Consider the following 25,390-nt stretch of genomic DNA (forward strand, 5'->3'; position numbering starts at 1 on the left):
GAATTCATGTGGGTTGCTCAAGCGCGAGATTACCGAACAACCCTGGCGGCTGTTTTTTACGGATACACGACGTTTTGTGGGCGACTGATTTGCGCGGCGCTTTTAGCACTCTGCGGCGTGCTCGCACCTGTTCCAGTCGTCCAGGCTGACACCACAAACCCCGGCAGCGTAGCGTTTTGGTATGCCGCCAACCCCCCGCTCGCCGAACTCGCACAATTCGAATGGACCGTTCTGGAATCCGCACACCTGGAGCCCAAGGATGTGGCTTTCCTTCGCGAACAGGGCAGCGAGCCCTTCGCTTATCTTTCTGTCGGCGAATATGACGGCAACCTCGAGGCGTCTGACGCCGACGTAGCCTCGGGTGCCAGCGACGTACGCAACCACGCCTGGAACAGCCAGGTAATGCTGCTCTCTTCCAGTGCCTGGAGAACGCATCTGCTACGACGTGCCGAGGCGCTTGCGGAGCAGGGATATGCCGGTCTGTTTCTCGACACCCTGGACAGTTTTCAGTTGCTTCCAGAGGCAGAGCGAGAAGCGCAACGTATCGCTCTGCGTGATTTTCTCGCCGAGCTGAAGCGGCAGCAGCCCGCTATGAAGCTGATATTCAACCGTGGTTTTGAGGTACTGCCAGAGCTGCCGGGAGTGGCATCCGCCGTGGCTGTCGAATCAATCCACTCAGGGTGGGATGCCAGCGGGGCGCGTTATCGGAAGGTGCCGCAGGAGGATCGCGACTGGCTGAACCTGCACCTCGACCCGTTGCGGGCCAAAGGCGTACCGCTGATAGCCATCGACTACCTGCCAGCTGATCGCCGCGCCGAGGCGCGTGAATTGGCTCGTCGGCTGCAGTCGGAAGGCTTTCTGCCCTTCGTGACGATGCCCGATCTGAATTACCTGGGCGTGAGTAACGTTGAGGTTCAACCGCGCCGTATTGCTGTCGTCTATGACCCGCGCGAGGGGCCCCTGTCCACCAATCGCGGTCACATGTTTCTGGGCGGACTGCTCGAGTACCTGGGGTATCGCACCGACTATCTTGCGGCAGACCAGCTTCCGGATGGTCCGCTTGGTGGGCTGTACGCGGGTGTAGTGACCTGGATGACCAGCGGGCCGCCGGTTGACTCAGTCAAATTCGATCAATGGCTTTCGGCACGTATCGATGAGTCCGTTCCGTTGGCAATTATGGCGGGCCTGCCGGTCTCAGATCAGAGTCTGCTGACTCGAATGGGGCTGCAGCGGGTTCGCCAGCAAGCCAAGCGGGAGGTCGGGATCGCCAGTCAGGACAAGGATCTGGTAGGCGATTTCGAGGCGCCGGTGGTGATTCGCTTGCGTGATCTGGTCCCGCTCAATGTCATCAATGGCAGCGCGACCCCCGCCCTTGCCCTTATCGACAGCGAAGAACGTCGCTATGTCCCTATTGCCACAGGTGCGACGGGCGGCATTGCGCTCAACCCTTACATCATCGAAGAAGGGCCGGACAGTCAGCGCTGGATTCTCGACCCGTTCGCCTTCCTCCAGCGTGCCCTGAGGTTGCCGGCCATTCCGCGGCCGGATGCCACCACAGAGAACGGCCGGCGTGTCGCGACGGTGCATATCGACGGCGATGGCTTCCTTTCAAGAGCGGAAGTGACCGGGTCTCCTTATGCAGGGAGTGAGGTGCATAAAACGTTCATCAAGCCTTATCCGTTGCTCACTTCCGTATCGGTCATCGAGGGTGAGATAGGCCCCAAGGGACGCTATCCGCATCTCGCCCGTGAGCTTGAGCCGATCGCACGGGAGATATTCGCGGACGCCAGGGTCGAGGTGGCGACTCACAGTTTCAGTCATCCTTTTTTCTGGCAGCCTGAGCGGGCTCAGCAGCGCGAAGGTTTTAATGCCGATTACGGGCTGTCGATGGTCATTCCAGGCTACGACAGGCTCGACTTCGAGCGGGAGGTCATTGGATCCACCGCGTATATAAACGAGCGCCTCACCAGTCCATCGAAGCCGGTCAAGATGATCTTCTGGACGGGCGACGCCCTGCCAGATGCCGCGACCATCAAGCTGGCCTATGACGCCGGGCTGGCGAACGTAAACGGCGGCACAACGATATTGACCCATGCGCGTCCGTCGCTCACCGGTTTATCGCCGCTCATCAGGCCCACTGCGGGCGGCATTCAGTACTACGCGCCGATTATCAACGAGAACCTCTACACCAACCTGTGGCAGGGACCGTACTACGGCTTTCGGGAGGTGCTGGACACCTTCGCGCTCACGGATGCGCCCCGCCGGTTGCGTGGTCTGCACCTGTATTACCACTTCTATTCGGCGACCAAGCAGGCCTCGATTAGGGTCATAACGGAGATCTACGAGTCGATGCTGGCTGAACAGCCGATCTCCCTATGGATGAGCCAATACATCACCCGTATGCATGGCTTGCACCAAGCAAGTCTGGCTCGGCTGGCCGATGGACGCTGGCAGGTTCGCGGTCTGGACGGCCTGCGTACGCTGCGACTGGACCCGGCGCTCGGCTGGCCGGATCTTGGACAATCAGTAGGGGTCGCGGGCGTTCGGGATCTGCCCCAGGGTCGTTACGTGCATCTGAGCTCACCGGTCGCGGTACTGGCGCTACGGACCGAGCGTGATCCACGTCCAGCGCTGGAGCAGGCAAACCTGCCGTTGCTGCGCTGGGATTATGTCGATGAGCACAGGGTGAAGGTGTCGTTCGCCGGCGAAATGCCCCTGCGTTTCGCGGTACGTGCGGCAGGCCGTTGTTCACTAGACGTTGCCGGCAAGCGTCATCAGGCCGTGAAAGCGGATGGATTGTGGCGGTTCGATCTGCCAGGGAATCGAGTGATAGATGCGCAACTCCTCTGTCACTGAGCCTACTCGCCTGCTCAGCCCCTGGGCCCTGCTACTGGTGGTGGCGCTCATCGGCGCTCTGCTGGTGTTGACCTATACCGGCGAAGACGTATTCATGCCGAGTGAGAAACAGCCCGATGCCGTTTCCATCAGTTACGCCGAGCTTTTGCTCGAAGCGCACCCTGATGACACGAGTCTGCGCTTCAAACTCATCGAGCAGCTCGTCGAGCTGGGTGACCTCGCGCGGGCACGCTCGCATGTATTCAAACTGGGCGAACCTGAATCTGACAGCGTGCGCTTCTTTCTAGCCGAGCTGGCGGTGCTCGAGGCTCAGGCTGCGCCTGAAGGCATACCCCCTCCTGCGCTCAATGCCCTCCGCGATCAGCTAAACGCCGTAGAACGCGCAAGTATCTCTATCGAGCAGCTTTCGCGTCTCGCTCGTTATGCCCTGGCGCTTGGTGATCCTGCTTTGGCGGCACACGCCTATGGCGATCTGGCGATTCGAGATGAAGCTCAGCGCGAGCACTGGCTGATCGAGTCGGCGCAGGCCCACCTGGGAGCAGGGGAAACGCTGGCTGCTGCACGCATCTTTACCGATCTACTGGCCAGTACCGAGTCTCCCGTCGAACGTCGCGAATATTTGGCCAAGGCCTTCTCCGCGATGCTTGCGGCGGATCAGAGCGAGCAGGCAGCGGAGCTGATTCAGCGCAATCTCGATCTGATGAGCGCTGCTGACGGAGATCTGTTTGGCATGGCCGCGCGCGCCGGGATCGGCAGTCATCGCTACGATCTGGCGATGGAGACGGTCGCCCGTTGGCGCAGGTTGAAGCCGGACGATGCGTCCGCCGTAAATGCAGACTTGCAACTGCGGCTCGCTGCGGGGCAGCTGGAACAGGCGTGGGCGGCGGGACAGGACCTGTCAGCGCTTGGCCCGTTGGATGCCGGTAATCTGGAACTCATGGGCAAACTGGGCGAGTGGACAGGCCGGACGAATGAAGCGCTTGGCTTCTGGTTGCGCCTGGTTCAGTTACGCGATGAGCCTGCGGTTCGTGAACATGCCTGGCGCCTCGCGTCGCAGCTGTTCGATTTCGATAACACCATTGGTTTGCTATCCGGCGCAGGAAAGCTTCGGCAGTTGTCCGACACCGAGTTGGATGCGCTCGTCTACAGCCATAACGCGCGCGGCACGCCCGAGCAGGCCGAGCGCTGGCTGCGTGACTATCTGCGAGTCTGGCCCGGGCATCAGCTCGGCTGGCTGCGCCTGCAGCAGATCCTCGAGCAAACCCATCAGCAGGTTGCATTGGTCGAGCTGTGGGCACAGATCGATCGTCGCTTCGGTCTTACGATCGATCAGCGGGTCGAGTGGGCCCTGGACCATTGGGAGCTGTTCGACCCCCAAGCTGCATGGCGCGTGCTCGAGGGCGTGGAGCTCGACTCGGTGTCCGACCAAGCGTACTGGCTTCTGCGAGCCGAGCTAGCGTGGGAGCTGGAGCGAGACTCAGACACGCTCGACGCCTATCGCAGGCTGGCCGATCTGGGAGTGGTTCCGAACAACACATCCGAAGAGCGACTCATTGCACTCTATGAGCGTAATGAACCGACTCTGGCACTTGATGTGATGATCGCCAGTTGGGAACGCAACCGCACGCCGTCGAATCTCACTCGCGCCCTGCAGTTGGCCATGGAGCTGGAGGATGCGAACCGGCTTGAAGCGTTGGTCAACGAAGGCCTCGAACTGCCTGACGCTGAAAAAATTGCAGCTATCTGGAGTGCTCGCGCATTCATAGCCGCTCGTAATGGCGACCGTGCCGAAACCGAGCAGATCTACCTTCAGGCCGTGTCACTTTTCCCCCATACAGGGACGTTCCGCGAGCAGTTGCTCTGGCACTACATCGATCATGCTCAGCGTGACGCGCTGGCGCCGCTTCTGCGGCAATGGGAGCCATTGGCTCGCAAGCAGAGCGGGCTGTGGCTACCCTTTGCAAGCGCAAACCTGATGCTCAATCGCAACGATCAGGTGTTGCGATGGTTCGACCTTTACTTGCGAAAGGACTCAGACGACTTGCTGGTGCAGGCGGCATATGCCGATGCGCTGGACAGCGCCGGCTATGCGGATCGTGCACTGCGTCTGCGACGTCATGTGCTGCGTAATTTCGAAATGCCTGTGGCCGGAGCCGACCTGGCGTTGTATCAAACCTACCTGCGGCTACTGACTTCAGGGGGCGCACGCATGGCCGCCGGTGAGCTGGCGCTGCGCTGGAGCGATGGCTCACAGCCCTTGTTGCAGTTTTGGTTCGACCAGTTCAGCGAGCAACTCGACGCGACCAACCAGGGTGCGCTCAAGGAGCAATGGTTGGCTTGGGCTCGTAGCAAAGGCCTGCGAATCAGTCGCTATGCCGAACTGCAACAGGCGTTGCAAGAGCAAAACCGCCAGACTCTGGAGCGTCTGCTTGCTGAGGGCGGGTTGGATCCTGCGCAGCGTGTCGAGGCTTTGCAGCGCCTGGGCGCTACAGGCCTTGCCTTGGCGGAAGGTCTGCAGGCGCTCTCGGCCGAGCAGCCGGTTGCAGTGCAGCAGCAATTGCGCCGGCAGACGCTGGCACTGCAGGAGCGCAATCCTCAGGGCGTTCGGATAGGCATGCGCCAACAGGACTTCGGGTCCCTCAAGCTGCAGGGGCAAACCGCGGAGATCGCGGGGCAACTTGACCATGATTGGCACGCGCAGCTGTCGCTTGGCCGCAACCGTTATTCCGGCAGCGCGCTTACTGCCCAGCCTGGAGAATTGACCCGCGATGCGGAGGATTTACGGCCAGGTATCGAGCGCTCAGCAGAATTGCGACTGACCCGGGCCTTGGACGATGGGTCACTTGGCTTGGAGGTGGACACCAGCCGCCACGACGAGGGTGATCGTACCGGGTTGGGTATCACCCGCACTCTTCAGCTCAACAGTGGCGATACCCTGGAATTTCAGATGGGATGGCATCGTCAGGCCGAAGAGAGCGGCCTGCTGCGAGCCATGGGACGACGCGATTCGCTGGGCGTCAGCGGCATTCATTCCATCAGCGCTCGCGACCAGATCAGCTGGTCGCTCGCTCAGCAACGTTTCAGCACTTTGAGTGGTGAATCGGTTGGCAGCGGCCAGCAAGTCAGCCTTGAGCTGAGCCATGCCGTTTTCTTCGAGGGCCCGACATGGACGCTTCGCAGCGGACTCAGCTATGCAAAATATGGCACGTCGAACGACGAGCTGCGTTCAGTCAGCGCGCCTGCGGCCGACTTACTACAGGACCGCTTCGGTCAGGCCTATATCGGTAGCACCTGGCGCCGCGGTTTTCCGGGCGCAATGAATCGCAGCACCGCGCAGTTCAGCTGGATCTTCGATGTGCTGGCCGGTTGGCAGTGGACCGAACAGCAAACCAACTACGCCATCAACACCGGCGTCGGCATGCAGGTGCTCGGCGACGATGAACTGGCATTCACCTTTGGCTATCAGTCCGCACCGAAGAATGGTGATGGCGAACCAGGTGGGACTTTGGGCATGACTTACAGCGCTCGATTCGGGCGCTGATGCGGCAATCACAGGGAGAAGCAAAGATGTCATCCATTCGTAGCCTGGTAGTGCTGGCCATGGTCTTTTTAATTGGCGGCTGCACCACCTTTACCGAGCAAAACGCACCCGTGTTACCGCGCGCAGCCGCGTGGGGATTGGTACCGGTAGTCAATTATTCTCAGGCGCCACAGGCGGGTGAGCGTGCCGAGCAGATTCTCCTTAGCGTGCTGGCCGAGCGCGGCCTCCAGCCACGTCACTATCCGGTGGTGGCGCAATCGGATCTGCCCATGCTTGATGATCGGGAGCGGCTGGCCAAGGCGCTTGCTTGGGCAAAAGCCGAGCGTCTCGATTACGTCATCAGTGGCAGCGTCGAGGAGTGGCAGTACAAGAGTGGCCTGGATGGCGAGCCCGCGGTTGGCGTGAGTCTGCAAGTGATCGAGCTTGCCAGTGGCCGCGTCGTCTGGAGCAAGAGTGGCGCGCGTGCCGGCTGGTCCCGGGAAAGTCTTGCTGGCACCGGGCAGAAGGTTCTGCGTGAGCTGGCCGGCGCGTTGCGTCTCGAATAATGGCACTCGGCTCGGCACATAAGGACTTCACGCTGGCCCCTCGCGCCAGCACCGCCGTTTCGTGGTTAGAAACCTGGCTCATCACCGGCTTGGCCATCGGCATTGGCTATTGGTTGATGCCTGGCGATCCGCTGATGGTTGAAAACTCGTTTCCCTGGCCGGTACTCGCGCCCTTGCTGCTCGGCATGCGCTACGGCTTCATGCGCGGACTCGTCAGCGCAGTGTTGCTGATCCTCGCGCTGATTGCCTACCACAGGTTCGGCGACGGGCTATACGCGGAAATGCCAGCCTCCTTCATCGTCGGTGTGCTGGTCAGCGGCATGCTGGTAGGTGAGTTTCGCGATATATGGGAGCGGCGGCTCGAGCGCCTGGATCTGGCTAACGACTATCGGCAGCTGAGGCTCGACGAGTTCACTCGGGCGCATTACATCCTGCGTATTTCCCATGACCGGCTGGAGCAGCGGATTGCGGGTAATGATCAGAGCCTGCGCAGCTCGCTCGTTGGTCTGCGTAACCAGTTGCGCAGCTTGCCTCGGGGAGACGACCCGCTCGCCAAACTGGCCGATCCGGTGCTAAGCCTGCTTACGCAGTACGGCTCGTTCAGGTCGGCAGGGCTCTATCGCGTGAAGGAAGGTGTCGCCGTAACTGCCCCCTTGAGCGTGGTGGGTGACACAGCACCGATGGATCAGAACGACCTGCTGCTGCGTATGTGCCTGAAGCGCGGGGAATTGGTCAGTATTCGCGAGGAGTTGCTCGAGCGCGGGGAGCACAGAGAGCACTCTCGTTACCAGCTCTGCGTCCCGCTTATTGATACCGACGGGCGCATTCTGGCCATACTTGCAGTCGAGCAGATGCCTTTCTTCTCGTTCAATGATCGGGTGTTCGGATTGCTTTCGATCCTTGCCGGACATATAGCCGACCTCATTCTGAGTGATCCCCAGACACTGCAGCTGCAGGACATGGACAGCCAGGTATTCAGCCAGAACCTGAAGCGCTCGTTGAGCGATGCCCAGTTTCATGGCCTCGACGCCAGCCTGTTCATGCTGGAAGTCAACGCATCGCCCTACAGCGAAAAACTGCTGCGCCTGATAGAAGACAGCCGGCGCGGACTGGACCTGCAGCTCAGAGCAGTGAATCAACGCGGCAATACCTGTGTTCTGGTACTTCTGCCGCTGACTTCGGCCGAGGGCGCGCAGGGCTATCTGTTCCGCCTCAACATATTGCTCGCCGAGCGCTTCGGCGCCGATGAAACGCTGGAAAGCTTGCAGGTAAGGGTGCTTGCGCATGACATCGGCACCGCAAGGGGCCACGAATCGATACACCATTTCCTCTACAGCGAGTGCGCCCTGAATGATCAGCAAGTGGCTGTTTAGCGGCGCTCTGCTGTTCGAGGTTGGCAGCTGGGCAGCCTTTCAAGAGCAGTTAAGCGTCGCCCAGGCGACTTCGCTTTACCTGGGGGCACATGCTCTGAGCAGCGCCCTGCTCGCCGGCGGTATCTGGCTGCTGTTGCCGCGACGTTACAAGTTTCCCCTGCCGTGGAGCCCTCTGTTTATTTTCAGTCTGGCTTTTTTCGTACCCGGACTGGGGGCCGTCGGCGTCGCTGCCGCGCTATTTCCGGCGCTCTATCTGCCTCGTCGACACAAGGAGCTGAGCTGGGACTCCATGGCGCTTCCCGAGCTGCCATTCCGCCCTCAGGTGCGCGGCAAGGAGCTGATGTTTAACGACGGTGGCCTGCAGGATGTGCTGCGCCACGCCCCTGATACCGAAAAGCGGTTGACCGCTCTGTTCGCCACTCGCCGTATGCCCGCACGGGAGGCAATCCCCATCCTCAAGGTGGCGCTGCGCGATCCGGCTGATGATGTACGGTTGCTCGCGTATTCGATGCTCGACAAGCAGGAAAGCGAGATCAACCTTCGCATCGAGACGTCGCTGCAACAGCTTGCCACCGCAGACGGGGCACACAAGGCCGCACTGCATGATGCGCTGGCGCGTTGGTACTGGGAGCTCGCTTATCTCGGGCTGGCACAGGGCAGTGTGCTCGAGCATGTGCTTGACCAGGCGCGGGAGCATGCGGAACGAACACTCGATGACGTCACTAATCCCTACGCGCATGTTCTGGCCGGCCGGATCGCCCTGGAGCAAGGGCGACTGGATGCCGCGAAGATCCATTTTGACCATGCCGAGGCGGCTGGTGTCAGCAGGCCGACCCTGGCTCCATACCGTGCCGAAACGGCCTTTAACGAAGGTCGTTATGAGGAGGTCGCCCGGCAGCTGTCCGAGCTGCCCGAGCCTGTCCTTCAACGCCCCCCATTTGCTGCCCTCGCGAAGTATTGGTTGTGACCGAGCCCAATTCAGAAATCCCCGTTGCTGATGTCTGCCTGTTGCTCGAGGGCACATGGCCCTATGTGCGCGGAGGCGTCTCCAGCTGGGTCAATCAGCTGATCCTCGGGCTACCAGAGTTCACCTTTTCGGTGTTCTTCATCGGCGGCCAGCGAGAGGCTTACGGCGAGCGCCAGTACAAGATTCCCCCAAACGTGGTGCACATCGAAGAGCATTTTCTGGAGTGTGCGTGGCGCCCCGGTGATGCTGTGGAGGTTGCCCGGAGCCGCGGTTCGCGCGACAGCATGCGGCAGATGCATCAATTCCTGCATCATCCCGACGACCCCAGCGTCGCGCAGGGCGAGGCAATCCTCGAGCTTCTTGCATCGGGGCGGCTCAGTCTCGAAGACGTACTGCATAGCCGGTCCAGCTGGGAAGCGATTACCGATGGCTATACCCAACATTGCAGCGATCCTTCGTTCATCAATTACTTCTGGACGCTGCGCACCATGCATGCGCCGTTGGTCATGCTCGCCCAGGCGGCAGCGCGACTACCACGGGCCAGAGCGCTGCATTCAATCTCGACCGGCTATGCCGGCTTGCTCGGCGCAATCCTGCAGAAGCGCTGGCAATGCCCCTATATGCTCAGCGAGCACGGCATCTATACCAAGGAGCGCAAGATAGACCTGGCGCAGGCGAGCTGGATATCCGAGGGGTCGGACGAGGCTTTGCGCACCGGCCTGGATACCGAGTTCAGCTACATCCGCAAGCTCTGGATCCGCTTCTTCGAGCGTATCGGGCTGCTCACCTATCGCGCAGCCAATACGATTATTTCTCTGTACGACGGCAACCGCCAACGGCAGATAGCCGATGGCGCCGACCCGGAGAAGACTCAAGTGATACCCAATGGGATCGCGATGGCTGCCTGGGGCGACGCTCTACAGCGCCGGCCGGCGGGCATTGCGCCGGTAGTCGGTCTGGTTGGTCGCGTTGTACCGATCAAGGACGTGAAGACCTTCATCCGCGCCATGCGGGGTGTGGTCAGCGCAATTCCTGATGCGGAAGGATGGATAGTGGGACCCGAGGAAGAGGATCGTGCCTATGCCGCTGAGTGTCGCAGCCTGGTGATCAGTCTGGGGCTCGAGGGCAAGGTGAAGTTTCTGGGCTTCCGTCAAATTCATGAGCTGCTGCCCAATCTCGGCCTGATGGTACTTACCTCGATCAGCGAGGCGCAGCCCCTGGTGATTCTCGAGGCATGGGCAGCCGGCACGCCCGTGGTGACCAGCGACGTAGGCTCATGTCGTGAGTTGATCGAAGGTGCGCCCGACGAAGAGCCGCCATTGGGCTGCGCGGGCGAGGTCGTCGCGATTGCCGATCCGCAGGCCACTTCACGCGCGATCGTCAGCTTGTTGAGTAGCCCGGAGCGCTGGCGAGCGGCTCAGGCGGTAGGTCTGCAGCGAGTCAACCGTTACTACACCGAAGCGATCATGCTCGACCGCTATCGCACGCTCTATCGCAACGCCAAGGGAGAAATCTGACATGGCCGGGATTGGCTTCGAGCTGCGCAAGATCCTCTCGCGTGATTCCTACACGGCCACGCTGAGAGCCTATGTATATGCCGGTCTGATCAGCTCCGGCCCGTGGGTCCTGTCGATCATCAGTGTGATGTTGATCGGGGTGATGAGCCTGGGCGTCGTCGTACCTGAGTTTTTGATACGACAGTTCCTGGTAAGCGTGACCTATCTGATGGCCTCCTCACTGATCGTCACCGGCGGGGCGCAGTTGTTCTTCACCCGCTTCATTTCGGATCGTTTGTTCGAAAAAAAGCAGGAGGTGATCCTGCCGAACCTGATCGGGATACTCCTGGTCACCACCGTTTCGTCTGGTGTGCTGGGCTTTGTCCTGCTCTGGCTGCTGTTCGACCAGCCATTTCTCTACCGTCTGCTGATGCTGGCGAACTTCGTGGTGCTCTGTAACCTGTGGCTCACCATCATTTTTCTGTCCGGCATGAAAGCCTACAACCGCATCCTGCTGGTCATGGCGGCAGGCTATTCGCTCATGGTCCTGTGTTCATTCCTGCTGCGCTTTCTGAAACTTGAAGGGCTGCTGCTGAGCCTGCTGATCGGGCATGCCAGCCTGTTCTTCATGTTTTTGTTCGACATCTTGCGCGAGTACCCGGCCAGGCAACTGGTGGCGTTCGACTTCTTCAAGCGTAAACAGGTGTTCCTCAGCCTGCTGGTGACCGGGCTCTGCTACAACCTGGGAATCTGGATCGACAAGATCGTGTTCTGGTTCAACCCAAGCACGTCCAGCCAGGTTATCGGTCCTCTGCGGGCTTCGATGCTTTACGACCTGCCCATCTTTCTCGCTTACCTGGCCATCATTCCCGGAATGGCGGTGTTTCTGGTGCGAATCGAAACGGACTTCGCCGAGTGGTATGACCGTGTTTACTCGGCCATACGCGGCGGCGAGACCCTGCAGCATATCGGTCAGCTCAAGCAGCAGATGATCCTGGCGGTACGCCAGGGGCTGCTGGAAATATGCAAGGTTCAGGGGCTGACCGTTGTGTTGCTTTTTCTCATCGCGCCGCAGCTGCTGTCGTGGCTGGGCATATCCGCTTACTACCTGCCGCTGTTCTACGTCGATCTGATCGGCGTCAGCATTCAGGTGGTGTTCATGGCGTTGCTCAACGTGTTCTTCTACTTGGACAAGCGCCGGATCGTCCTGGAGCTTTGCCTGATCTTCGTATTGCTGAACGCTGTACTGACCGTCGTCAGCCAGCAGATGGGGCCAAGTTTCTTTGGCTATGGTTTCACGCTGTCGGTATTGGCCTGCGTACTGCTTGGGTTGGTTCGACTCGCCAACTCGCTGGAAGATCTTGAGTACGAGACGTTCATGCTGGGGCGTTGAGCCGACTCGACCCTCAGATTGCCGGCTCCACCAACCACCCTGGTATCCGCCGCTCCAGGTAGTAGCGCGGTCGTACGGGCGAGCCTTCGACGAAGCCAACATGGCCGCCGGTGCGGTGCAGTTCCAGCGTCGTGGTTGCCGACAGCTCGTCGAGCTCGGGGACGCTGTGGCGGAACACGAAGGGGTCGTCTTCGGCCTGGATGAGCAGGGTCGGAATGCGGATATCAGGCAGGAAGTAGCAGCTCGATGCGCGACGGTAATAGTCACTAGCGTCGGCGTAGCCATGCAGTGGAGCGGTGAAGCGGCCATCGAAATCCCAAAAGGTGCGCATGCCCTCCAGCGAGCCGAGGCGCTGGAGCGCCGACAGATGTTCGCCGGCGCCCTGCTGGGTAAACAGGCGTTGTTTGTCCTTAACGTAGGCCACCATCTCACGCATGAAGTGCGCTTGATAAACCCGTGAAAACCCGAGGCCAATGCGGTCCGCGCATTGGTCTAGCCGGTACGGCACCGACACCGCCACCGCTCGCTGCAACGGAGCCGCCTCGCCGGTTTCGCCGAGATATTTGAGCAATACATTGCCACCCAGCGAGTAGCCCACCGCATAGAGCGGAGCCAACGGCCGGGCGCTCTGCAGATGGGCGATCACTTCCGTCAGGTCGTCGCTGGCGCCTGAGTGATAGGCGCGGGGGAGTAGATTCGGCTCGCCGGAGCAGCCACGCCAATTGATCGCGACGCTCGCCCAGTTGCGTGCTGCCAACTGATTCTGCAGGCCCAGCACATAATGCGAGCTGGACGAGCCGGTAAGACCATGCAGGACCAGAACCAACGGCGTCCGGGGTTCGTGCGGGCCGTGCCAGTCGAGGTCGATGAAGTCGCCATCGGCCAGCCATAGGCGCTCCCGACGACGGTCGAGCTTGAGTGCTCTTCTGAGAAACGGATTCCAGAGCGTTTGCAGATGGCCGCCTGGCAGCCACCGGGCCGGCACGAATGGATCTCGGCTGGAGGCTTCAACAAGCGGGTCGGGAAGGGTGACGGACACTGGACGGCCCCATTGATTACTTGCTTCGGCGGTCTGTGGCCCGGCGGGCGTTTTCAATCCGCACGCCGCCGGGGCCTACGCCTCAGCGCTGCGCTCCCACAAGGCATAGTGCACTTTTCCAGCCTGCTTCTCGCGATGCAGGCGCCAGTTGCCCGGCAGGCCAAGGCCCGAGGGCACCGTTTCGCTCTCGGTGTAGATCCAGGCGTGCTTGGCCAGCCAGCCCTTTGTCTCAAGAAGCTCGCAAGTCGGTTGCAGCAGGTTCTTGTTGAACGGGGGATCGAGAAAGACCAAGTCGAATGCTGTTGGCGATTGGGTTTCCAGATAGCGCAGCGCATCGCTCTGCAGCAGTTGGCCCTGCCCGCACTTGAGCGTGTCGAGATGCTTACGCAGGCTGGCGATGGCATTGGCATTCACATCCAGCGCCAAGGCCATGCTCGCGCCCCGTGAAAGGGCTTCGAGATACAGCGCACCGCTGCCGGTATAGGGGTCGAACACTCTGGCGCCGGACATATAGGGTGCGAGCCAGTTGAACAGCGTTTCCCGCACCCGATCAGGCGTCGGCCGCAGACCTTCGGCATCCGGGAAATCGAATCGCCGGCTGCGCCATTCACCACCAATGATGCGTAGCTGGCCCTGGCCACCGTGATTGTTGGAGGAAGGTCTGATAGGAGGGTTGGCCATCAATGCTCCGGAACGCTGCTGGGTTGCTCTAGAGGCTTCTCGCTCGGCGGCGGCAAGAGTTTCTGCTCGACTTTCGGACCGGCAGTGACGATCACGAATCCGTCAGCGCTGAGGTGCTTGTTCATCGCCTCCTTGACCTGTTCGACCGACTGCGCCTGGACCTGTTGCATGAAATCTTCGAGGTAGGTCAGCGGCAGGTTGTAGAAGCCAATGCTGCCTAGCTGCCCGACAATGTCGGAATTGCTGGCGGTCGAGAGCGGGAAGCTGCCGGCGATCTCGCGCTTGCTGCGATCCAGCTCGGCCTGGGTCGGGCCTTTTTCCAAGAACTCGCTGACCAATTGTTGAACCAGCGCCAGCGTCGCTTCGGAGAGGTCGGCGCGGGTCTGCAGGTTGATCATGAACGGACCATTGGTCTGCATCGGGCTGAAGCCGGAATAAATGCCGTAGGTGAGCCCACGCTTTTCCCGTACTTCTTCCATCAAGCGTGTGCCGAAGCCACCGCCCCCCAGAATCTGGTTGCCCAGGTAGAGCGCGGCATAATCCGGGTCACCCCGCGGGATGCCCAGTTGCGCCAGCATCAGGTGGGTCTGGTTGGACGGGAATTCGATATGTTGCTGGCCCGCCGTGGGCGCACCCGGTGCAGGCGGCGCGGACAGCGCGGCACCCTGCGGCAATGCGCTGGAGACCCGTTCTGCAATCGCCTCGGCCTGCGCGCGGTCGAGATCACCAACCAGGGCGATCACCGCATTGCCAGCGGTATATGCCTTGCCATGAAAGTCGCGTAGCTGGGCGACGCCGATGCCAGGGATGGTGTCGGCGGTGCCTTCGCTGGGGTGCGCGTAAGGGTGATCCTGGTAAAGGTGCTCGAACAGTTCAAGACTGGCCAGCTTTCCCGGATTCTGCTTCTGGAATTCGAAGCCCGCGAGCACCTGATTCTTGATGCGCTGCAGTGCATCTTCCGGGAAGGTCGGCTGGCCAACCACCTGGCTGAACAGCTCCAGGGCTTGGTCGCGCTTGTCCTGCTCGCTCAGGCTGCGCAGGCTGGCGACCGCCATATCGCGATAGGAGCCGTTGCCGAATTCGGCGCCAAGCCCTTCGAAGCCCTGGGCGATGGCCGTTACATCCTTGCCTTCAATACCTTCGTTGAGCATCGCGTTGGTCAACATGGCTACGCCGGGAACGTCACCGTCCTGGCTGCTGCCGGCGGCGAACGTCAGGCGCAGATCGAACATCGGCAACTGGCGTGCCTCGACGAACAGCACTCGAGCACCGCCTTCGGTCTGCCAACTCTGGATGTCCAGCTCGCGTCGGGCCAGCGGCTGATCGCCAAGCTCGGCCAAGGATTCCAGGCGAGCCGCTTCGGCATTCTTTGCATTGGCAATGGCTTGTCCGGACTCGCCGGGTGTTGCGACGGTGCCAGCGGCGGGCGTGGGGAGGGCGGTAGCCGTCTCGCCGGTGTCGGCGTCACAGGCGGCGATGCCCAGGCAGGACGCCATGACCAGGCCGAGCAGGCCGCAACGCAACAGATTGCGATCACTCATCGCTGGACTCCTCGGGCAGGACATGGGCAACGCTCATTCGCGAGCGCGTGAAATAGGTTCGAGCGGCTTGCTGAATATCGTCCGGGGTTACTGCTTCGAGGGCGCTGAGTTCTTCATCCATCAGGCGCCAGGACAGGCCGACGGTCTCTAGCTGACCGATGGTCGTGGCCTGCTGGGTGATGGAATCGCGCTCGTACACCAGGCCTGCAATGACCTGGGCGCGGACGCGCTCCAGCTCTTCCTCGGACGGCGCAGTCTGCTTGAGCTTGTCCAGTTCTTGCCAGAGGCCTGTTTCAACCTCTTCCAGGGTCCGGCCTTTCTGCATGTTGGGCGCGGCGCTGAGAGCGAACAGGGTGTCGCCTCGGGCGTAGGCGTTGTACCAGGCCGAGGCGCTGGTCACCAGCTCTTCGCCGCGCTCGAGTTGCTGCGGCAGACGGGCGCTGTAGCCGCCATCGAGCAGGGCGCTGATCAGGCGCAGGGCGTGGATCTGCCGCGGGCTGTCCGATGTGGCCAGGCTGGGCGTGTTGAACGCCATGATCAGGCTCGGAACCTGGGTCTTCACATGCAGCTTCAGGCGCCGCTCGCCGGGCTCTTCAAGCTCCATCGGCCGTTTGGCGCTGGGTACCGCGCGGCTTTTGATCGGGCCGAAATAACGTTCAGCCAGTTTGCGTACCTCGTCGAGCGTGACATCGCCAACAACTACCAGAGTGGCGTTGTTGGGCGTGTACCAGGACTGATACCAGCTGCGCAGCTCCTCGATGGTCATTCGGTCGAGGTCGGCCATCCAGCCAATGGTCGGGGTGTGGTAACCGCTGGCCGGGTAGGCCATGGCCTTGAAGCGCTCATAGGCGAGGGCGCTCGGCTTGTCATCGGTACGAAGCCTGCGCTCCTCCTTGATGACCTCGATTTCGCGAGCGAACTCGTCGCCCGGGAGCTTGAGGCTGGCGAGACGATCGGCTTCCAGCTCGAAAGCAACTGCCAGGCGATCACGCGCCAAGACCTGGTAATAGGCCGTGTAATCGTCGCTGGTAAAGGCATTCTCTTCCGCGCCGAGTTCGCGAAGGATGCGGGAGGCTTCACCCGCGTCGAGCTTGCGGCTGCCCTTGAACATCATGTGCTCGAGGGCATGAGATAACCCGGTTTGGCCGGGCGACTCATAGCTGGAGCCAACCTTGTACCAGAGCTGCGACACCACGACCGGGGCGCGGTGATCTTCGCGGACGATGACCTTGAGGCCGTTGTCCAGGACGAATTCGTGAGTTGGCTGTGGCTCGGCCGCAATGACAAACGGTAAATACAGAGCGCCGATTAAGAGGGCCGCGGCGCGGCGTAGCATCAGGGGCATATTCAGGGCTCGTTCAAGGATGAATTCCGCCACGGCGACGTCGGCAGGCGGGAACACGCAGGGCATGGTACTGGGGTGTCGGTGTGAGGGCAAAGCGGCGCAGCGCCATTTACGGCCGGCTCATGACGCGGGGATGAGCGCGCTTAGCGAAGGCGGTTGCGCAGTGCTAGGATAGCCCCCGTCTGGCTGGCGGCGTGGCCGCTGGCGTTTCGCCCTCTTGAGAAAATCTTCTCCATGTTTGGTTCCAACGACGATAAGAAGACGCCGGCCGAGGCTGGCGAAAAGAAAGGCTTGTTCGGTTGGTTGCGCAAAAAGCCGCAGGCCCCGGCAGCCGAGCCACCGCCTGCCGAGCCGCTGGAAGACAGCCAGCCGTTCGCTGACGAGCCTGATGCCCTGATTCCCGACACTCAGCCAACCGAAGAGGCTCCGCGCGCCGAGTCTGTTTCAGCTGAGCCTGCAACCGAACCCGAACCCGAACCCGAACCCGAGCTAGCACCGGCCCTCTATGCCGAGCCTGAACCGGAGCCCGCACCGGAACTCGTTCAGCCCACCGAAGAACCTGAAGCGCCGGCTTTGGCTGAGATCGCCGTGGAGCCTGCGCCCAGTGCGCCAGAGGCTCCGGCAAAACTCGGCTTTTTCGCCCGACTCAAGCAGGGCCTGTCGAAGACCAGTGCCAGCATCGGCGAAGGCATGGCCAGCCTGTTCCTGGGCAAGAAGGCCATCGACGATGAACTGCTCGATGAGCTGGAGACGCGTCTGTTGACGGCGGATGTCGGCGTCGAGGCCACCACGGCGATCATGCAGAACCTCGCTCGCCGCGTGTCTCGCAAGGAGCTGGCCGACAGCGGCGCTCTTTACAAGGCGCTGCAGGAAGAGCTGGCCAGCCTGCTCAAGCCGGTCGAGCAGCCGCTGGTGATAGACAGCAGCAAGCGCCCATTCGTGATTCTTGTGGTTGGCGTCAACGGCGTTGGCAAGACCACTACCATCGGCAAGCTGGCGAAGAAACTGCAGCTCGAAGGCAAGAAAGTGATGCTGGCCGCCGGCGATACCTTCCGCGCGGCTGCCGTCGAGCAGCTGCAGGTTTGGGGCGAGCGCAACAACATCGCAGTGATCGCGCAGCATACTGGCGCCGATTCCGCCTCGGTGATCTTCGATGCGGTGCAGGCAGCCAAAGCCCGTGGCATCGACGTGCTGATCGCCGACACGGCAGGCCGACTCCACACCAAAGACAACCTGATGGAAGAGCTGAAGAAGGTCCGGCGGGTCATGGGCAAGCTAGACGATAGTGCGCCGCATGAGGTGTTGCTGGTACTTGATGCCGGAACCGGGCAGAACGCGATCAACCAGACTAAACAGTTCAACCAGTCGGTCGAACTCACCGGGTTGGTGCTGACCAAGCTCGACGGCACTGCCAAAGGCGGGGTGATCTTCGCGCTGGCCAAGCAGTTCGGCACACCGATCCGCTATATCGGCGTAGGTGAGGGCATCGACGACCTGCGCGCGTTCGAGGCGAATGCGTTCGTCGATGCGCTGTTCGCCGAGAAAGGGGCGGGCGGAGCCTCGTCATGATCCGATTCGAGCAGGTCGGCAAGCGCTATCCCAACGGTCACACCGGGCTGCACGAGCTTTCCTTCCACGTGCAGCGCGGCGAGTTTCTCTTCGTCACCGGTCACTCCGGTGCAGGCAAAAGCACCTTGCTGCGGCTGCTCCTGGCCATGGAGCGACCTACCAGCGGCAAATTGCTGCTGGCCGGGCAGGACCTTTCGCGAATCAGTAATGCGCAGATTCCTTTTCTGCGCCGGCAGATCGGCGTGGTGTTCCAGAACCATCAGCTATTGTTCGATCGCACCGTGTTCGACAACGCGGCGTTGCCGCTACAGATTCTTGGCTTGAACAAGCGCGAAATCGGTCAGCGAGTGATGACCGCCCTGGAGCGAGTCAGCCTCAAGGACAAGGCGCTGCAATATCCTTCCGACCTTTCCACCGGGCAGCAGCAGCGCGTCGGCATCGCCCGCGCCGTGGTGCACCGTCCCGCGCTGTTGCTCGCCGATGAACCAACCGGCAACCTCGACCCGCGTCTGGCGGCAGAAATCATGGGTGTATTCGAAGACATCAATCGTCTGGGCACCACGGTGCTCATTGCCAGCCATGACTTGGCGCTGATCGCCCGCATGCGCCATCGCATGCTAACCCTGCAGCGCGGCCGATTGATCGGTGACGGGGAGTCCGCCCGATGAGTAAGCCCGAGCAGAACCCGAATCCAGCAGAGCGCGCCGGCGGCGTGCGGAACAAGCCAGAGCAGCCGCGAAGCGACGAGCCCGACTTCAAGACGCTGTTTCATGCGTGGCTGGAAAGCCACCGTGCCAGCGTGGTCGATAGCGTTGGCAGGCTGATCAAACAGCCGATTGGCAGTTTTTTCACCTGCTTGGTCATGGCGGTCGCCCTCAGCCTGCCCATGGGGCTTGCGCTGCTGCTCGACAACGTCGAGCGTCTGGGCGGGTCCTGGCAGCGCGCCGCGCAGATTTCCCTTTTCATGCAGCTCGATGTCAATGCACAGCGGGGGCAGGCGTTGCAGGAACAGATCCTGGCAATGCCCGATGTATCCGAGGCGAGCTGGATCAGCCGTGAACAGGCGCTGGAAGAGTTCCAGCAGCTGTCCGGCCTTGGTGAAGCGCTCCGCGAACTGCCGGAAAACCCCTTGCCCGGCGTGATTCTGGTGACGCCCAGCGAAGTCGATCGCGACAATCTGGAAGCCCTGCGCCAGCGCCTGGCCGATCTCCCGGGTGTAGAGCAAGCTCAGCTTGATCTGCTGTGGGTCGAGCGACTCACAGCCATCCTCAAGCTGGGTGATCGTTTTGTCTTTGGCCTCAGCCTGCTGCTTATCGCGACGCTGCTGCTGGTGATCGGCAATACCATTCGTTTGCACATCGAGAACCGGCGCACCGAAATCGAAGTGGTGAAGCTGGTCGGTGGAACGGACGGCTATGTGCGTCGACCCTTTCTCTACATGGGGGCGTTGTACGGGCTGGGCGCCGGCCTGATCGCCTGGTTGCTACTGGCTTACGGCATTGGCTGGTTGAACGAGGCGGTCACCGGGCTTGCAGGTCTCTATGGCAGCGATTTCGGCTTGGGCGGAGTGCCGACAGATGATGGGCTATCGCTAGTGCTTGGTGCGGTGTTGCTGGGTTACATCGGTGCATGGCTTGCAGTGGCAAGGCATCTAAGTGAACTGGCTCCTCGCTAAGGTACTGTTTATAAAGAGCTTTATTGGCTGCAAGGAAACTTTTCCACAGGCTTGCAGTCTCATGCGGCAGTGCTAAACTTCTGCAGCTTCAATTTTGGAGGATCTGCATGACTACAAATCTGCAACCTGTTCAAGCCCTGGTCCCGGGAGGCAATCTCGAGGCCTACGTGCAGACGGTCAACAGCATTCCGCTGCTTACGGTCGAGCAGGAACGCGATCTGGCCGGGCGTCTGTTTTATCAGCAAGACCTTGAGGCTGCTCGCCAGATGGTGCTTGCCCATCTGCGCTTCGTCGTGCACATCGCTCGCAGCTACTCCGGTTACGGTCTGGCCCAGGCTGACCTGATTCAGGAAGGCAACGTTGGCCTGATGAAAGCGGTCAAGCGGTTCAACCCGGAAATGGGTGTTCGTCTGGTGTCCTTCGCGGTGCACTGGATCAAGGCTGAGATTCACGAGTTCATTCTGCGCAACTGGCGCATCGTCAAGGTGGCTACTACCAAGGCGCAGCGTAAGCTGTTCTTCAATCTGCGCAGCCAGAAGAAGCGTCTGGCCTGGTTGAACAATGACGAAGTCGAGCGGGTTGCCGACAGCCTCGGCGTTGAAGCCCGCGAAGTTCGCGAGATGGAAAGCCGCCTGACCGGGCACGACATGGCATTCGATCCATCGGCAGATGCCGACGATGACAGTGCCTACCAGTCGCCGGCTCACTACCTTGAGGATCATCGTTACGATCCTGCACGGCAACTCGAAGACGCCGACTGGAGCGATAGCTCCAATACCAGTCTGCACGAGGCGCTGGGCACGCTGGACGAGCGTAGTCGGGACATCCTTCAGCAGCGCTGGTTAAGCGACAACAAAGCCACTCTGCATGACCTTGCCGCCAAGTACGGCGTATCGGCAGAGCGTATACGTCAGCTGGAAAAGAATGCGATGAACAAGCTCAAGGGATCGATTCTGGCTTGAGAGCCTGGTCCTAAGGAGTATCGAAAAGGCGCTGCGATTGCAGCGCCTTTTTTGTTGGTGTTGAGTTGCGGCGGGGCATTAGGAGCAACCGACTGAGTTCAGGACGGGCGCCGGACACTTTCCAGGCCATCGGTAAGGGCAATTAGCAGCTGTGCAGCACTGATGGGTTTATGCAACCAGGTGATGTTGCTGTCATCAACATGTTGCTCAAACTGGCTGGCGGCGGAGATGACAATGATCGGCAAGTCTCGGGTCGCGGGATCACTTCGCACCTCGTCGATGAGATCGCGCCCGCTGCCGTCGGGCAGGTGCATGTCCAATGTCATGGCTTCGTAACGGGTGTTGGCAAGCTTGCCTCGTGCGGCATGCAGGCTTTGCACGCGGTCAACGGCATAACCGGCATCGCGCAGCATCAGGTGCAGCAGTCGGCCGGTATCCGGCTCGTCCTCGATTACAAGCAGACGGGGCTGGCCTTGATCGGGCGTCAAGGTCGCTGATTCGACAACCGGCAACTCGCACCAGAATGTGGTGCCCTGTCCTTCGGCCGTATCGAAGCCGACCCGGCCCCCCATGCGCTCGATGAACTCCTTGGTGATCGCCAGCCCCAAACCGGTGCCGCCTTTCTGGCGGCTGTCAGACGCATCTGCCTGAGCGAATTTCTCGAACACTCGGGTCTGGAAGGTCGCAGGTATGCCTGGCCCCTGATCGGTGACGCTGATGCGCACGTGGTTTGCGTCGGGCCGGCTGCAGTGCAGGGTCACTTCACCGCCTTCGGGCGTGTACTTGATGGCGTTGGACAGGAAGTTCGTCAACACCTGCTGCAACCGCAACCCGTCCACCCAAACGTTCACATTGGCCGGTTCGCGCAGCACGCAGTTCACGCCGTAATGGGAGGCGAAGGCCTGATTGCTGGTCAGTGCTTCCTCGAGCAGACGGCGAAGCGAGTGCTCGCGCATGTCGAAGGTCATCTTGCCTGCCGTGATCTTTTCCATATCCAGCAGATCGTTGATCAGATAGCCCAGGCGCAAGCTGTTGCGGTGGGCGATTTCCAGCATTTGCTGGATGGCCGGAGGCGCTTCGCCAAGGGCGCCCGCGGTAATGAGGCCCAGGGCGCCGGTGATGGACGTCAGCGGTGTGCGCAATTCATGGCTCACCGTCGAGACGAATTCGTCCTTCATCTGTTCGATGCGCTTGTGCTCGGTCAGGTCCATGCTGGTCCCGCTGATGCGCAGTGGCTGACCACTCCGGTCACGCTGGATATAACCGCGCACAAGTACCGGCGTAACCTTGCCGCACTTGTGCTGCAGGCGTAATTCAGTGGTGAAGTGATCGACCGCGGACAACATGGTGCGCGCCAGCTGGGCCCGGGCCTTGGGCAGATCTTCTGCGACCATGACCCGCTCCCAGAGCTTCAGATCCGAGCTGAGTTCGCCAGGCCGATAGCCGAGCATGTGCCATGCACGCGGTGAGGCGTAGAAGCTGCCAATGTCCAGGTTCAGATCCCACAGCCCGTCGTTGCTGCCTTTGAGCGCAAGGCTCAAGCGTTCCTCGCTGAGCTGAAGTGCGCGCTTGTTCTCCAGGATATCCTCGGTCATCTGCTGCGCTAACGACTCTGCGCGACTGCGCCGGAGCGAAAGAGACAAGGTCAGGAAAAACAGCAGCGCGCTCAGCCCGGTACCCAAGCCGACAATCAAGCCTTTATTGCTGTGGAAGAACTGATCGAAGGCCGGCCGGCTTTCGAGGCGCAGCGTCCAGGTCTGTCCATAAAGCTGCAGTTTGGCCACCTGGCTGTATTTGGGCTCTTGTGGGGTTCCGCCATCGCGACTGCCATAGATCAGCTGTTCGGGGGTTTCGCCCTCGCCTGCATAGATGTGCAGATTGAGGTTTTCGCTTGAACCGAGAATACCGCGCATCAGATCGTCCACCCGATAAGGGCTGTAAACGAAGCCATCGAGCGCCTGTATGCGCTGTGTTGGCGTGGCATGCGGCTCACCGGCTCGATACAGGGGCACGTACATGAGGATGCCCGCCTGTACCTCACCGAAGGTTTCCTGGCGAAGCGTCACTCTTCCCGTGATGCGGGTCTTTCCGGTCTCGGCTGCCGTGAGCATGGCCTGACGCCTGACGGGTTCGGCAAACATGTCATAGCCGAAAGCGGCGAGATTGCGTCCAGTGAAGGGTTCGAGATAGAGGACGGGCGTATACAGCTCGCGATTGCCTGGCGGATAGAGGTCGTAGTCAGCAAATCCTTCGGCCCGGACCGATTGAATGTGAGTTGCGAGTTCTGTCTGCAACACCGCCTTGGCAAAGCCCACACCCTGGATTCCCGGATAGCGCTCGCTGAGTTGCAGGCGTTCGTTGTAATCACGCCATTGCGCGCGCGAGACACTTTCACTGGCTTCGAACAAGCCGGCCGCACCCAGCAGAATCTGCTCATGGTCAGTCATGCGCTTGTGGATGGCTTCGGTCGTGGTTTGCACTAGCAAATCGAATTGTTTGAGCGCGGCGCGCTCTTCTTTTCGTTCGAGATGGTCAAGGAGGGCCAGCTGTACCAGCAGCGCGAACGCCAGCACCAGCCATGCAGCACCGTTACGCCAGTGAAAGACTTGCCGCATCTTGTCGGACGATGCGTTGGATGCAGTTGCGCTCATAACTGTCGGCCGTGCGTTCGGTGGCAAATAACGAAGAGGTTGATACGCGCCTTGAAGGACAGCCCTTATTGCAGACCTTGCCCGTCTGCACTCGCAAGATGTGCGTTGAGCTTACTCGCTGCAGTGGCGCACTGCCATAACGCTCCGTCAGGCCGTTCCGCTGTTCCGTGATCGATGCCTGAACCTTCCAAAGGTCGAATTGCTGTGGCGCCTAGGCTCCGGTTCAGTCGGCTGGCCCGGTCAGGACAACGAGCCAAGAGCGAGCTGATGGGCCATCAGCGCGTATCGGTTTGCTGCAGTCGATTCAGGTAATGGCTTCCCCCCAGTTGGCGCATCTGCTGGCGAATCCAACTGGCGCGCTGGCGGACATGTGGACCGGGTCTGCCAGCATTCCACTCGCGTGGATTGGGCAGTACGGCTGCCAGCTGGCTTGCCTGGGTCGCTGAAAGATAGGAGGCGCCGATGCCGAAATGGTGCCTGGCGGCGGCTTCAGCTCCGAAAATGCCGTTACCCCATTCGACGCTGTTGAGATAGACCTCGAGGATTCGCTGTTTCGGCCAGAGCAGCTCTATCCAGCCGGTGAACCAGACCTCCAGGCCCTTGCGCACCCAGCTTCGCCCCGACCAGAGGAACAGGTTCTTGGCGACCTGCTGACTCAGCGTGCTTGCACCGCGCAGCGACCCACCGCGCTCGTTGTGTGCGAAAGCTGCGCGTATCGCGGCCACATCGAAGCCCCAATGGTCAGCGAACTTCTGATCCTCCGCCGCAATCACCGCCATCTTCAGGTCATCTGGCAGCTCTTTCCAGGGCCGCCAGCTGCGTTGCAGGTCGATGCTGTCTCCACTGGTCCAGGATTCGATCTTGCGCTCGACCATCAGCCCGGTGAATGGCGGCGGCACCCAGCGAAATACCAGCACCACCAGCACGGACAATGCGGTCAGCCATAACAGCAGTTTAATGAATCGGCGCAGCAGAGCTCTGAGCATGGGCGTGGTCGCAACCAGGGGGAACGTGCATTATAACGGCGTCCATACCACCTGACCGGAAGCGCCCGATGATTCGTCCCTTTCTAATGCTTGCCGCCTTCTTCGGATTTACGGGCGTAGCGCTCGGCGCCTTTGCCGCCCACGCTCTGAAGCAGCGCCTCGGTGCCGACTACCTGGCGGTATTTCAAACCGGTGTGCATTACCAGCTTATCCATGCGCTGGCGTTGATCGGTGTTGCTCTGCTGGCGCTGCATGCGCCGAGCCGCCTGCTGACGGCGGCCGGCATCCTTTTCGCGCTTGGCGTCCTGCTGTTTTCCGGCAGTCTGTACCTGCTCACGCTTACGGGCATCAGTAAGCTCGGCATCATCACGCCCGTCGGCGGCACTGCGTTTCTGGCAGGCTGGCTCTGTCTGCTGCTGGCGGCCTGGAACCTGCGCGGATGACCCGCTAGAGCCGCATCGAATGGAGATGAATGGCAGCGCTCAGCGCCTTGGTGGTCGGGTTCGATCGGGCTAGAATGCTGGCCCCTTGGCGATGGTGGCGATCACTATGCACATTCAGTTGAACGGCGAGCGCTACGAACTCCCTGACGGTCAGTCGGTGGCCGACTTGCTGCAACGCCTGGAACTGACTGGGCGTCGGCTGGCTGTCGAGCTCAACCGCGACATCGTACCGCGCAGCCAGCATGTCGCTACGGTTCTCGTTGAGGGCGATCATGTCGAAGTCGTTCACGCCATTGGCGGCGGCTGACGAGTCAGTTCCCCGATAGA

The 25,390-nt window shown here is 60.9% G+C and carries 19 protein-coding genes; 13 read left to right on the forward strand and 6 right to left on the reverse strand.

Features of this window, described 5'->3' with window-relative positions; all coding sequences use genetic code 11:
* Positions 1-6: 6 nt before the first annotated feature.
* The 7 genes from NA619_RS22475 to pelG are packed head-to-tail and all read left to right on the forward strand — an operon-like array spanning position 7 to position 12,171.
* Complete coding sequence (locus NA619_RS22475; RefSeq protein ID WP_423836862.1) at positions 7-2,856, forward strand: endo alpha-1,4 polygalactosaminidase; 2,850 nt, start codon at positions 7-9, stop codon at positions 2,854-2,856.
* Positions 2,834-6,397: a tetratricopeptide repeat protein gene (locus NA619_RS22480; protein ID WP_255964008.1), complete on the forward strand. Its 3,564-nt coding sequence runs from the start codon at positions 2,834-2,836 to the stop codon at positions 6,395-6,397. The genes NA619_RS22475 and NA619_RS22480 overlap by 23 nt, the downstream gene beginning before the upstream one ends.
* Positions 6,398-6,423: 26 nt before the next feature.
* Positions 6,424-6,942, forward strand: coding sequence for a penicillin-binding protein activator LpoB (locus NA619_RS22485; RefSeq protein WP_255964009.1), 519 nt, complete (start codon positions 6,424-6,426; stop codon positions 6,940-6,942).
* Entirely contained in the window at positions 6,942-8,315 is a 1,374-nt protein-coding gene (locus NA619_RS22490) for a PelD GGDEF domain-containing protein (RefSeq protein ID WP_255964010.1), read from the forward strand. Before NA619_RS22485 ends, NA619_RS22490 begins: the two co-directional genes overlap by 1 nt.
* On the forward strand, positions 8,293-9,282 hold the full coding sequence (locus NA619_RS22495; RefSeq protein WP_255964011.1) for a HEAT repeat domain-containing protein: 990 nt from the start codon (positions 8,293-8,295) through the stop codon (positions 9,280-9,282). The genes NA619_RS22490 and NA619_RS22495 overlap by 23 nt, the downstream gene beginning before the upstream one ends.
* Complete coding sequence (gene pelF, locus NA619_RS22500) at positions 9,279-10,799, forward strand: GT4 family glycosyltransferase PelF (protein ID WP_255964012.1); 1,521 nt, start codon at positions 9,279-9,281, stop codon at positions 10,797-10,799. Before NA619_RS22495 ends, pelF begins: the two co-directional genes overlap by 4 nt.
* Before the next feature lies 1 nt (position 10,800).
* On the forward strand, positions 10,801-12,171 hold the full coding sequence (gene pelG, locus NA619_RS22505; protein WP_255964013.1) for an exopolysaccharide Pel transporter PelG: 1,371 nt from the start codon (positions 10,801-10,803) through the stop codon (positions 12,169-12,171).
* A gap of 13 nt (positions 12,172-12,184) precedes the next feature.
* Here pelG and NA619_RS22510 read toward each other — a convergent pair whose 3' ends face one another.
* The 4 genes from NA619_RS22510 to NA619_RS22525 all read right to left on the reverse strand — a co-directional run bounded on the left by NA619_RS22510 (position 12,185) and on the right by NA619_RS22525 (position 16,777).
* Positions 12,185-13,210 (reverse strand): hydrolase, encoded by a 1,026-nt coding sequence (locus NA619_RS22510; protein ID WP_255964014.1) that lies wholly within the window; start codon positions 13,208-13,210, stop codon positions 12,185-12,187.
* A gap of 75 nt (positions 13,211-13,285) precedes the next feature.
* Positions 13,286-13,891 carry a 16S rRNA (guanine(966)-N(2))-methyltransferase RsmD gene (rsmD, locus tag NA619_RS22515; RefSeq protein ID WP_255964016.1) on the reverse strand — a complete coding sequence of 202 codons (606 nt, stop codon included), beginning with the start codon at positions 13,889-13,891 and terminating at the stop codon, positions 13,286-13,288.
* The gene (locus tag NA619_RS22520) at positions 13,891-15,432 is read right to left on the reverse strand and encodes a M16 family metallopeptidase (RefSeq protein ID WP_255964018.1); all 1,542 of its coding nucleotides are present in this window, start codon (positions 15,430-15,432) and stop codon (positions 13,891-13,893) included. Before NA619_RS22520 ends, rsmD begins: the two co-directional genes overlap by 1 nt.
* The gene (locus NA619_RS22525) at positions 15,425-16,777 is read right to left on the reverse strand and encodes a M16 family metallopeptidase (RefSeq protein WP_255964019.1); all 1,353 of its coding nucleotides are present in this window, start codon (positions 16,775-16,777) and stop codon (positions 15,425-15,427) included. Before NA619_RS22525 ends, NA619_RS22520 begins: the two co-directional genes overlap by 8 nt.
* Positions 16,778-17,011: 234 nt before the next feature.
* Between NA619_RS22525 and ftsY the strand changes: the two genes are divergently transcribed.
* The 4 genes from ftsY (at position 17,012) to rpoH (ending at position 20,983) form a co-directional block, all read left to right on the forward strand.
* Positions 17,012-18,346: a signal recognition particle-docking protein FtsY gene (gene ftsY, locus NA619_RS22530; RefSeq protein ID WP_255964021.1), complete on the forward strand. Its 1,335-nt coding sequence runs from the start codon at positions 17,012-17,014 to the stop codon at positions 18,344-18,346.
* The gene (gene ftsE, locus NA619_RS22535) at positions 18,343-19,014 is read left to right on the forward strand and encodes a cell division ATP-binding protein FtsE (protein ID WP_122163455.1); all 672 of its coding nucleotides are present in this window, start codon (positions 18,343-18,345) and stop codon (positions 19,012-19,014) included. The genes ftsY and ftsE overlap by 4 nt, the downstream gene beginning before the upstream one ends.
* Positions 19,011-20,021: a permease-like cell division protein FtsX gene (gene ftsX, locus NA619_RS22540; protein WP_255964022.1), complete on the forward strand. Its 1,011-nt coding sequence runs from the start codon at positions 19,011-19,013 to the stop codon at positions 20,019-20,021. Before ftsE ends, ftsX begins: the two co-directional genes overlap by 4 nt.
* Positions 20,022-20,128: 107 nt before the next feature.
* Positions 20,129-20,983: an RNA polymerase sigma factor RpoH gene (gene rpoH, locus NA619_RS22545; protein ID WP_255964023.1), complete on the forward strand. Its 855-nt coding sequence runs from the start codon at positions 20,129-20,131 to the stop codon at positions 20,981-20,983.
* 98 nt (positions 20,984-21,081) lie between these two features.
* Here rpoH and NA619_RS22550 read toward each other — a convergent pair whose 3' ends face one another.
* Complete coding sequence (locus NA619_RS22550; protein WP_255964024.1) at positions 21,082-23,634, reverse strand: hybrid sensor histidine kinase/response regulator; 2,553 nt, start codon at positions 23,632-23,634, stop codon at positions 21,082-21,084.
* A 275-nt stretch (positions 23,635-23,909) separates the two neighbouring features.
* The gene (mtgA, locus tag NA619_RS22555) at positions 23,910-24,620 is read right to left on the reverse strand and encodes a monofunctional biosynthetic peptidoglycan transglycosylase (RefSeq protein WP_255964025.1); all 711 of its coding nucleotides are present in this window, start codon (positions 24,618-24,620) and stop codon (positions 23,910-23,912) included.
* 68 nt (positions 24,621-24,688) lie between these two features.
* On the opposite strand from mtgA, the gene NA619_RS22560 reads away from it, so the two are divergent.
* Both NA619_RS22560 and thiS read left to right on the forward strand, forming a co-directional pair.
* The gene (locus NA619_RS22560; protein WP_255964026.1) at positions 24,689-25,063 is read left to right on the forward strand and encodes a DUF423 domain-containing protein; all 375 of its coding nucleotides are present in this window, start codon (positions 24,689-24,691) and stop codon (positions 25,061-25,063) included.
* 106 nt (positions 25,064-25,169) lie between these two features.
* Entirely contained in the window at positions 25,170-25,370 is a 201-nt protein-coding gene (thiS, locus tag NA619_RS22565) for a sulfur carrier protein ThiS (RefSeq protein ID WP_255964027.1), read from the forward strand.
* Positions 25,371-25,390: the final 20 nt, after the last annotated feature.

The sequence above is a fragment of the Stutzerimonas stutzeri genome, assembly GCF_024448895.1.
Lineage (GTDB): Bacteria > Pseudomonadota > Gammaproteobacteria > Pseudomonadales > Pseudomonadaceae > Stutzerimonas > Stutzerimonas stutzeri_Q.

What these genes read in the sequence shown, in the direction of transcription:
- NA619_RS22475 (WP_423836862.1), top strand. Translation starts at nt 7, where the DNA reads ATGTGGGTTGCTCAAGCGCGAGATTACCGAACAACCCTGGCGGCTGTT.
- NA619_RS22485 (WP_255964009.1), top strand. Translation starts at nt 6,424, where the DNA reads ATGTCATCCATTCGTAGCCTGGTAGTGCTGGCCATGGTCTTTTTAATT.
- ftsX (WP_255964022.1), top strand. Translation starts at nt 19,011, where the DNA reads ATGAGTAAGCCCGAGCAGAACCCGAATCCAGCAGAGCGCGCCGGCGGC.
- NA619_RS22550 (WP_255964024.1), bottom strand. Translation starts at nt 23,634, where the DNA reads ATGAGCGCAACTGCATCCAACGCATCGTCCGACAAGATGCGGCAAGTC.
- NA619_RS22525 (WP_255964019.1), bottom strand. Translation starts at nt 16,777, where the DNA reads ATGCCCCTGATGCTACGCCGCGCCGCGGCCCTCTTAATCGGCGCTCTG.
- NA619_RS22490 (WP_255964010.1), top strand. Translation starts at nt 6,942, where the DNA reads ATGGCACTCGGCTCGGCACATAAGGACTTCACGCTGGCCCCTCGCGCC.
- rpoH (WP_255964023.1), top strand. Translation starts at nt 20,129, where the DNA reads ATGACTACAAATCTGCAACCTGTTCAAGCCCTGGTCCCGGGAGGCAAT.
- rsmD (WP_255964016.1), bottom strand. Translation starts at nt 13,891, where the DNA reads ATGGCCAACCCTCCTATCAGACCTTCCTCCAACAATCACGGTGGCCAG.
- NA619_RS22480 (WP_255964008.1), top strand. Translation starts at nt 2,834, where the DNA reads ATGCGCAACTCCTCTGTCACTGAGCCTACTCGCCTGCTCAGCCCCTGG.
- ftsY (WP_255964021.1), top strand. Translation starts at nt 17,012, where the DNA reads ATGTTTGGTTCCAACGACGATAAGAAGACGCCGGCCGAGGCTGGCGAA.
- NA619_RS22520 (WP_255964018.1), bottom strand. Translation starts at nt 15,432, where the DNA reads ATGAGTGATCGCAATCTGTTGCGTTGCGGCCTGCTCGGCCTGGTCATG.
- ftsE (WP_122163455.1), top strand. Translation starts at nt 18,343, where the DNA reads ATGATCCGATTCGAGCAGGTCGGCAAGCGCTATCCCAACGGTCACACC.
- pelG (WP_255964013.1), top strand. Translation starts at nt 10,801, where the DNA reads ATGGCCGGGATTGGCTTCGAGCTGCGCAAGATCCTCTCGCGTGATTCC.
- thiS (WP_255964027.1), top strand. Translation starts at nt 25,170, where the DNA reads ATGCACATTCAGTTGAACGGCGAGCGCTACGAACTCCCTGACGGTCAG.
- NA619_RS22495 (WP_255964011.1), top strand. Translation starts at nt 8,293, where the DNA reads ATGATCAGCAAGTGGCTGTTTAGCGGCGCTCTGCTGTTCGAGGTTGGC.
- mtgA (WP_255964025.1), bottom strand. Translation starts at nt 24,620, where the DNA reads ATGCTCAGAGCTCTGCTGCGCCGATTCATTAAACTGCTGTTATGGCTG.
- NA619_RS22560 (WP_255964026.1), top strand. Translation starts at nt 24,689, where the DNA reads ATGATTCGTCCCTTTCTAATGCTTGCCGCCTTCTTCGGATTTACGGGC.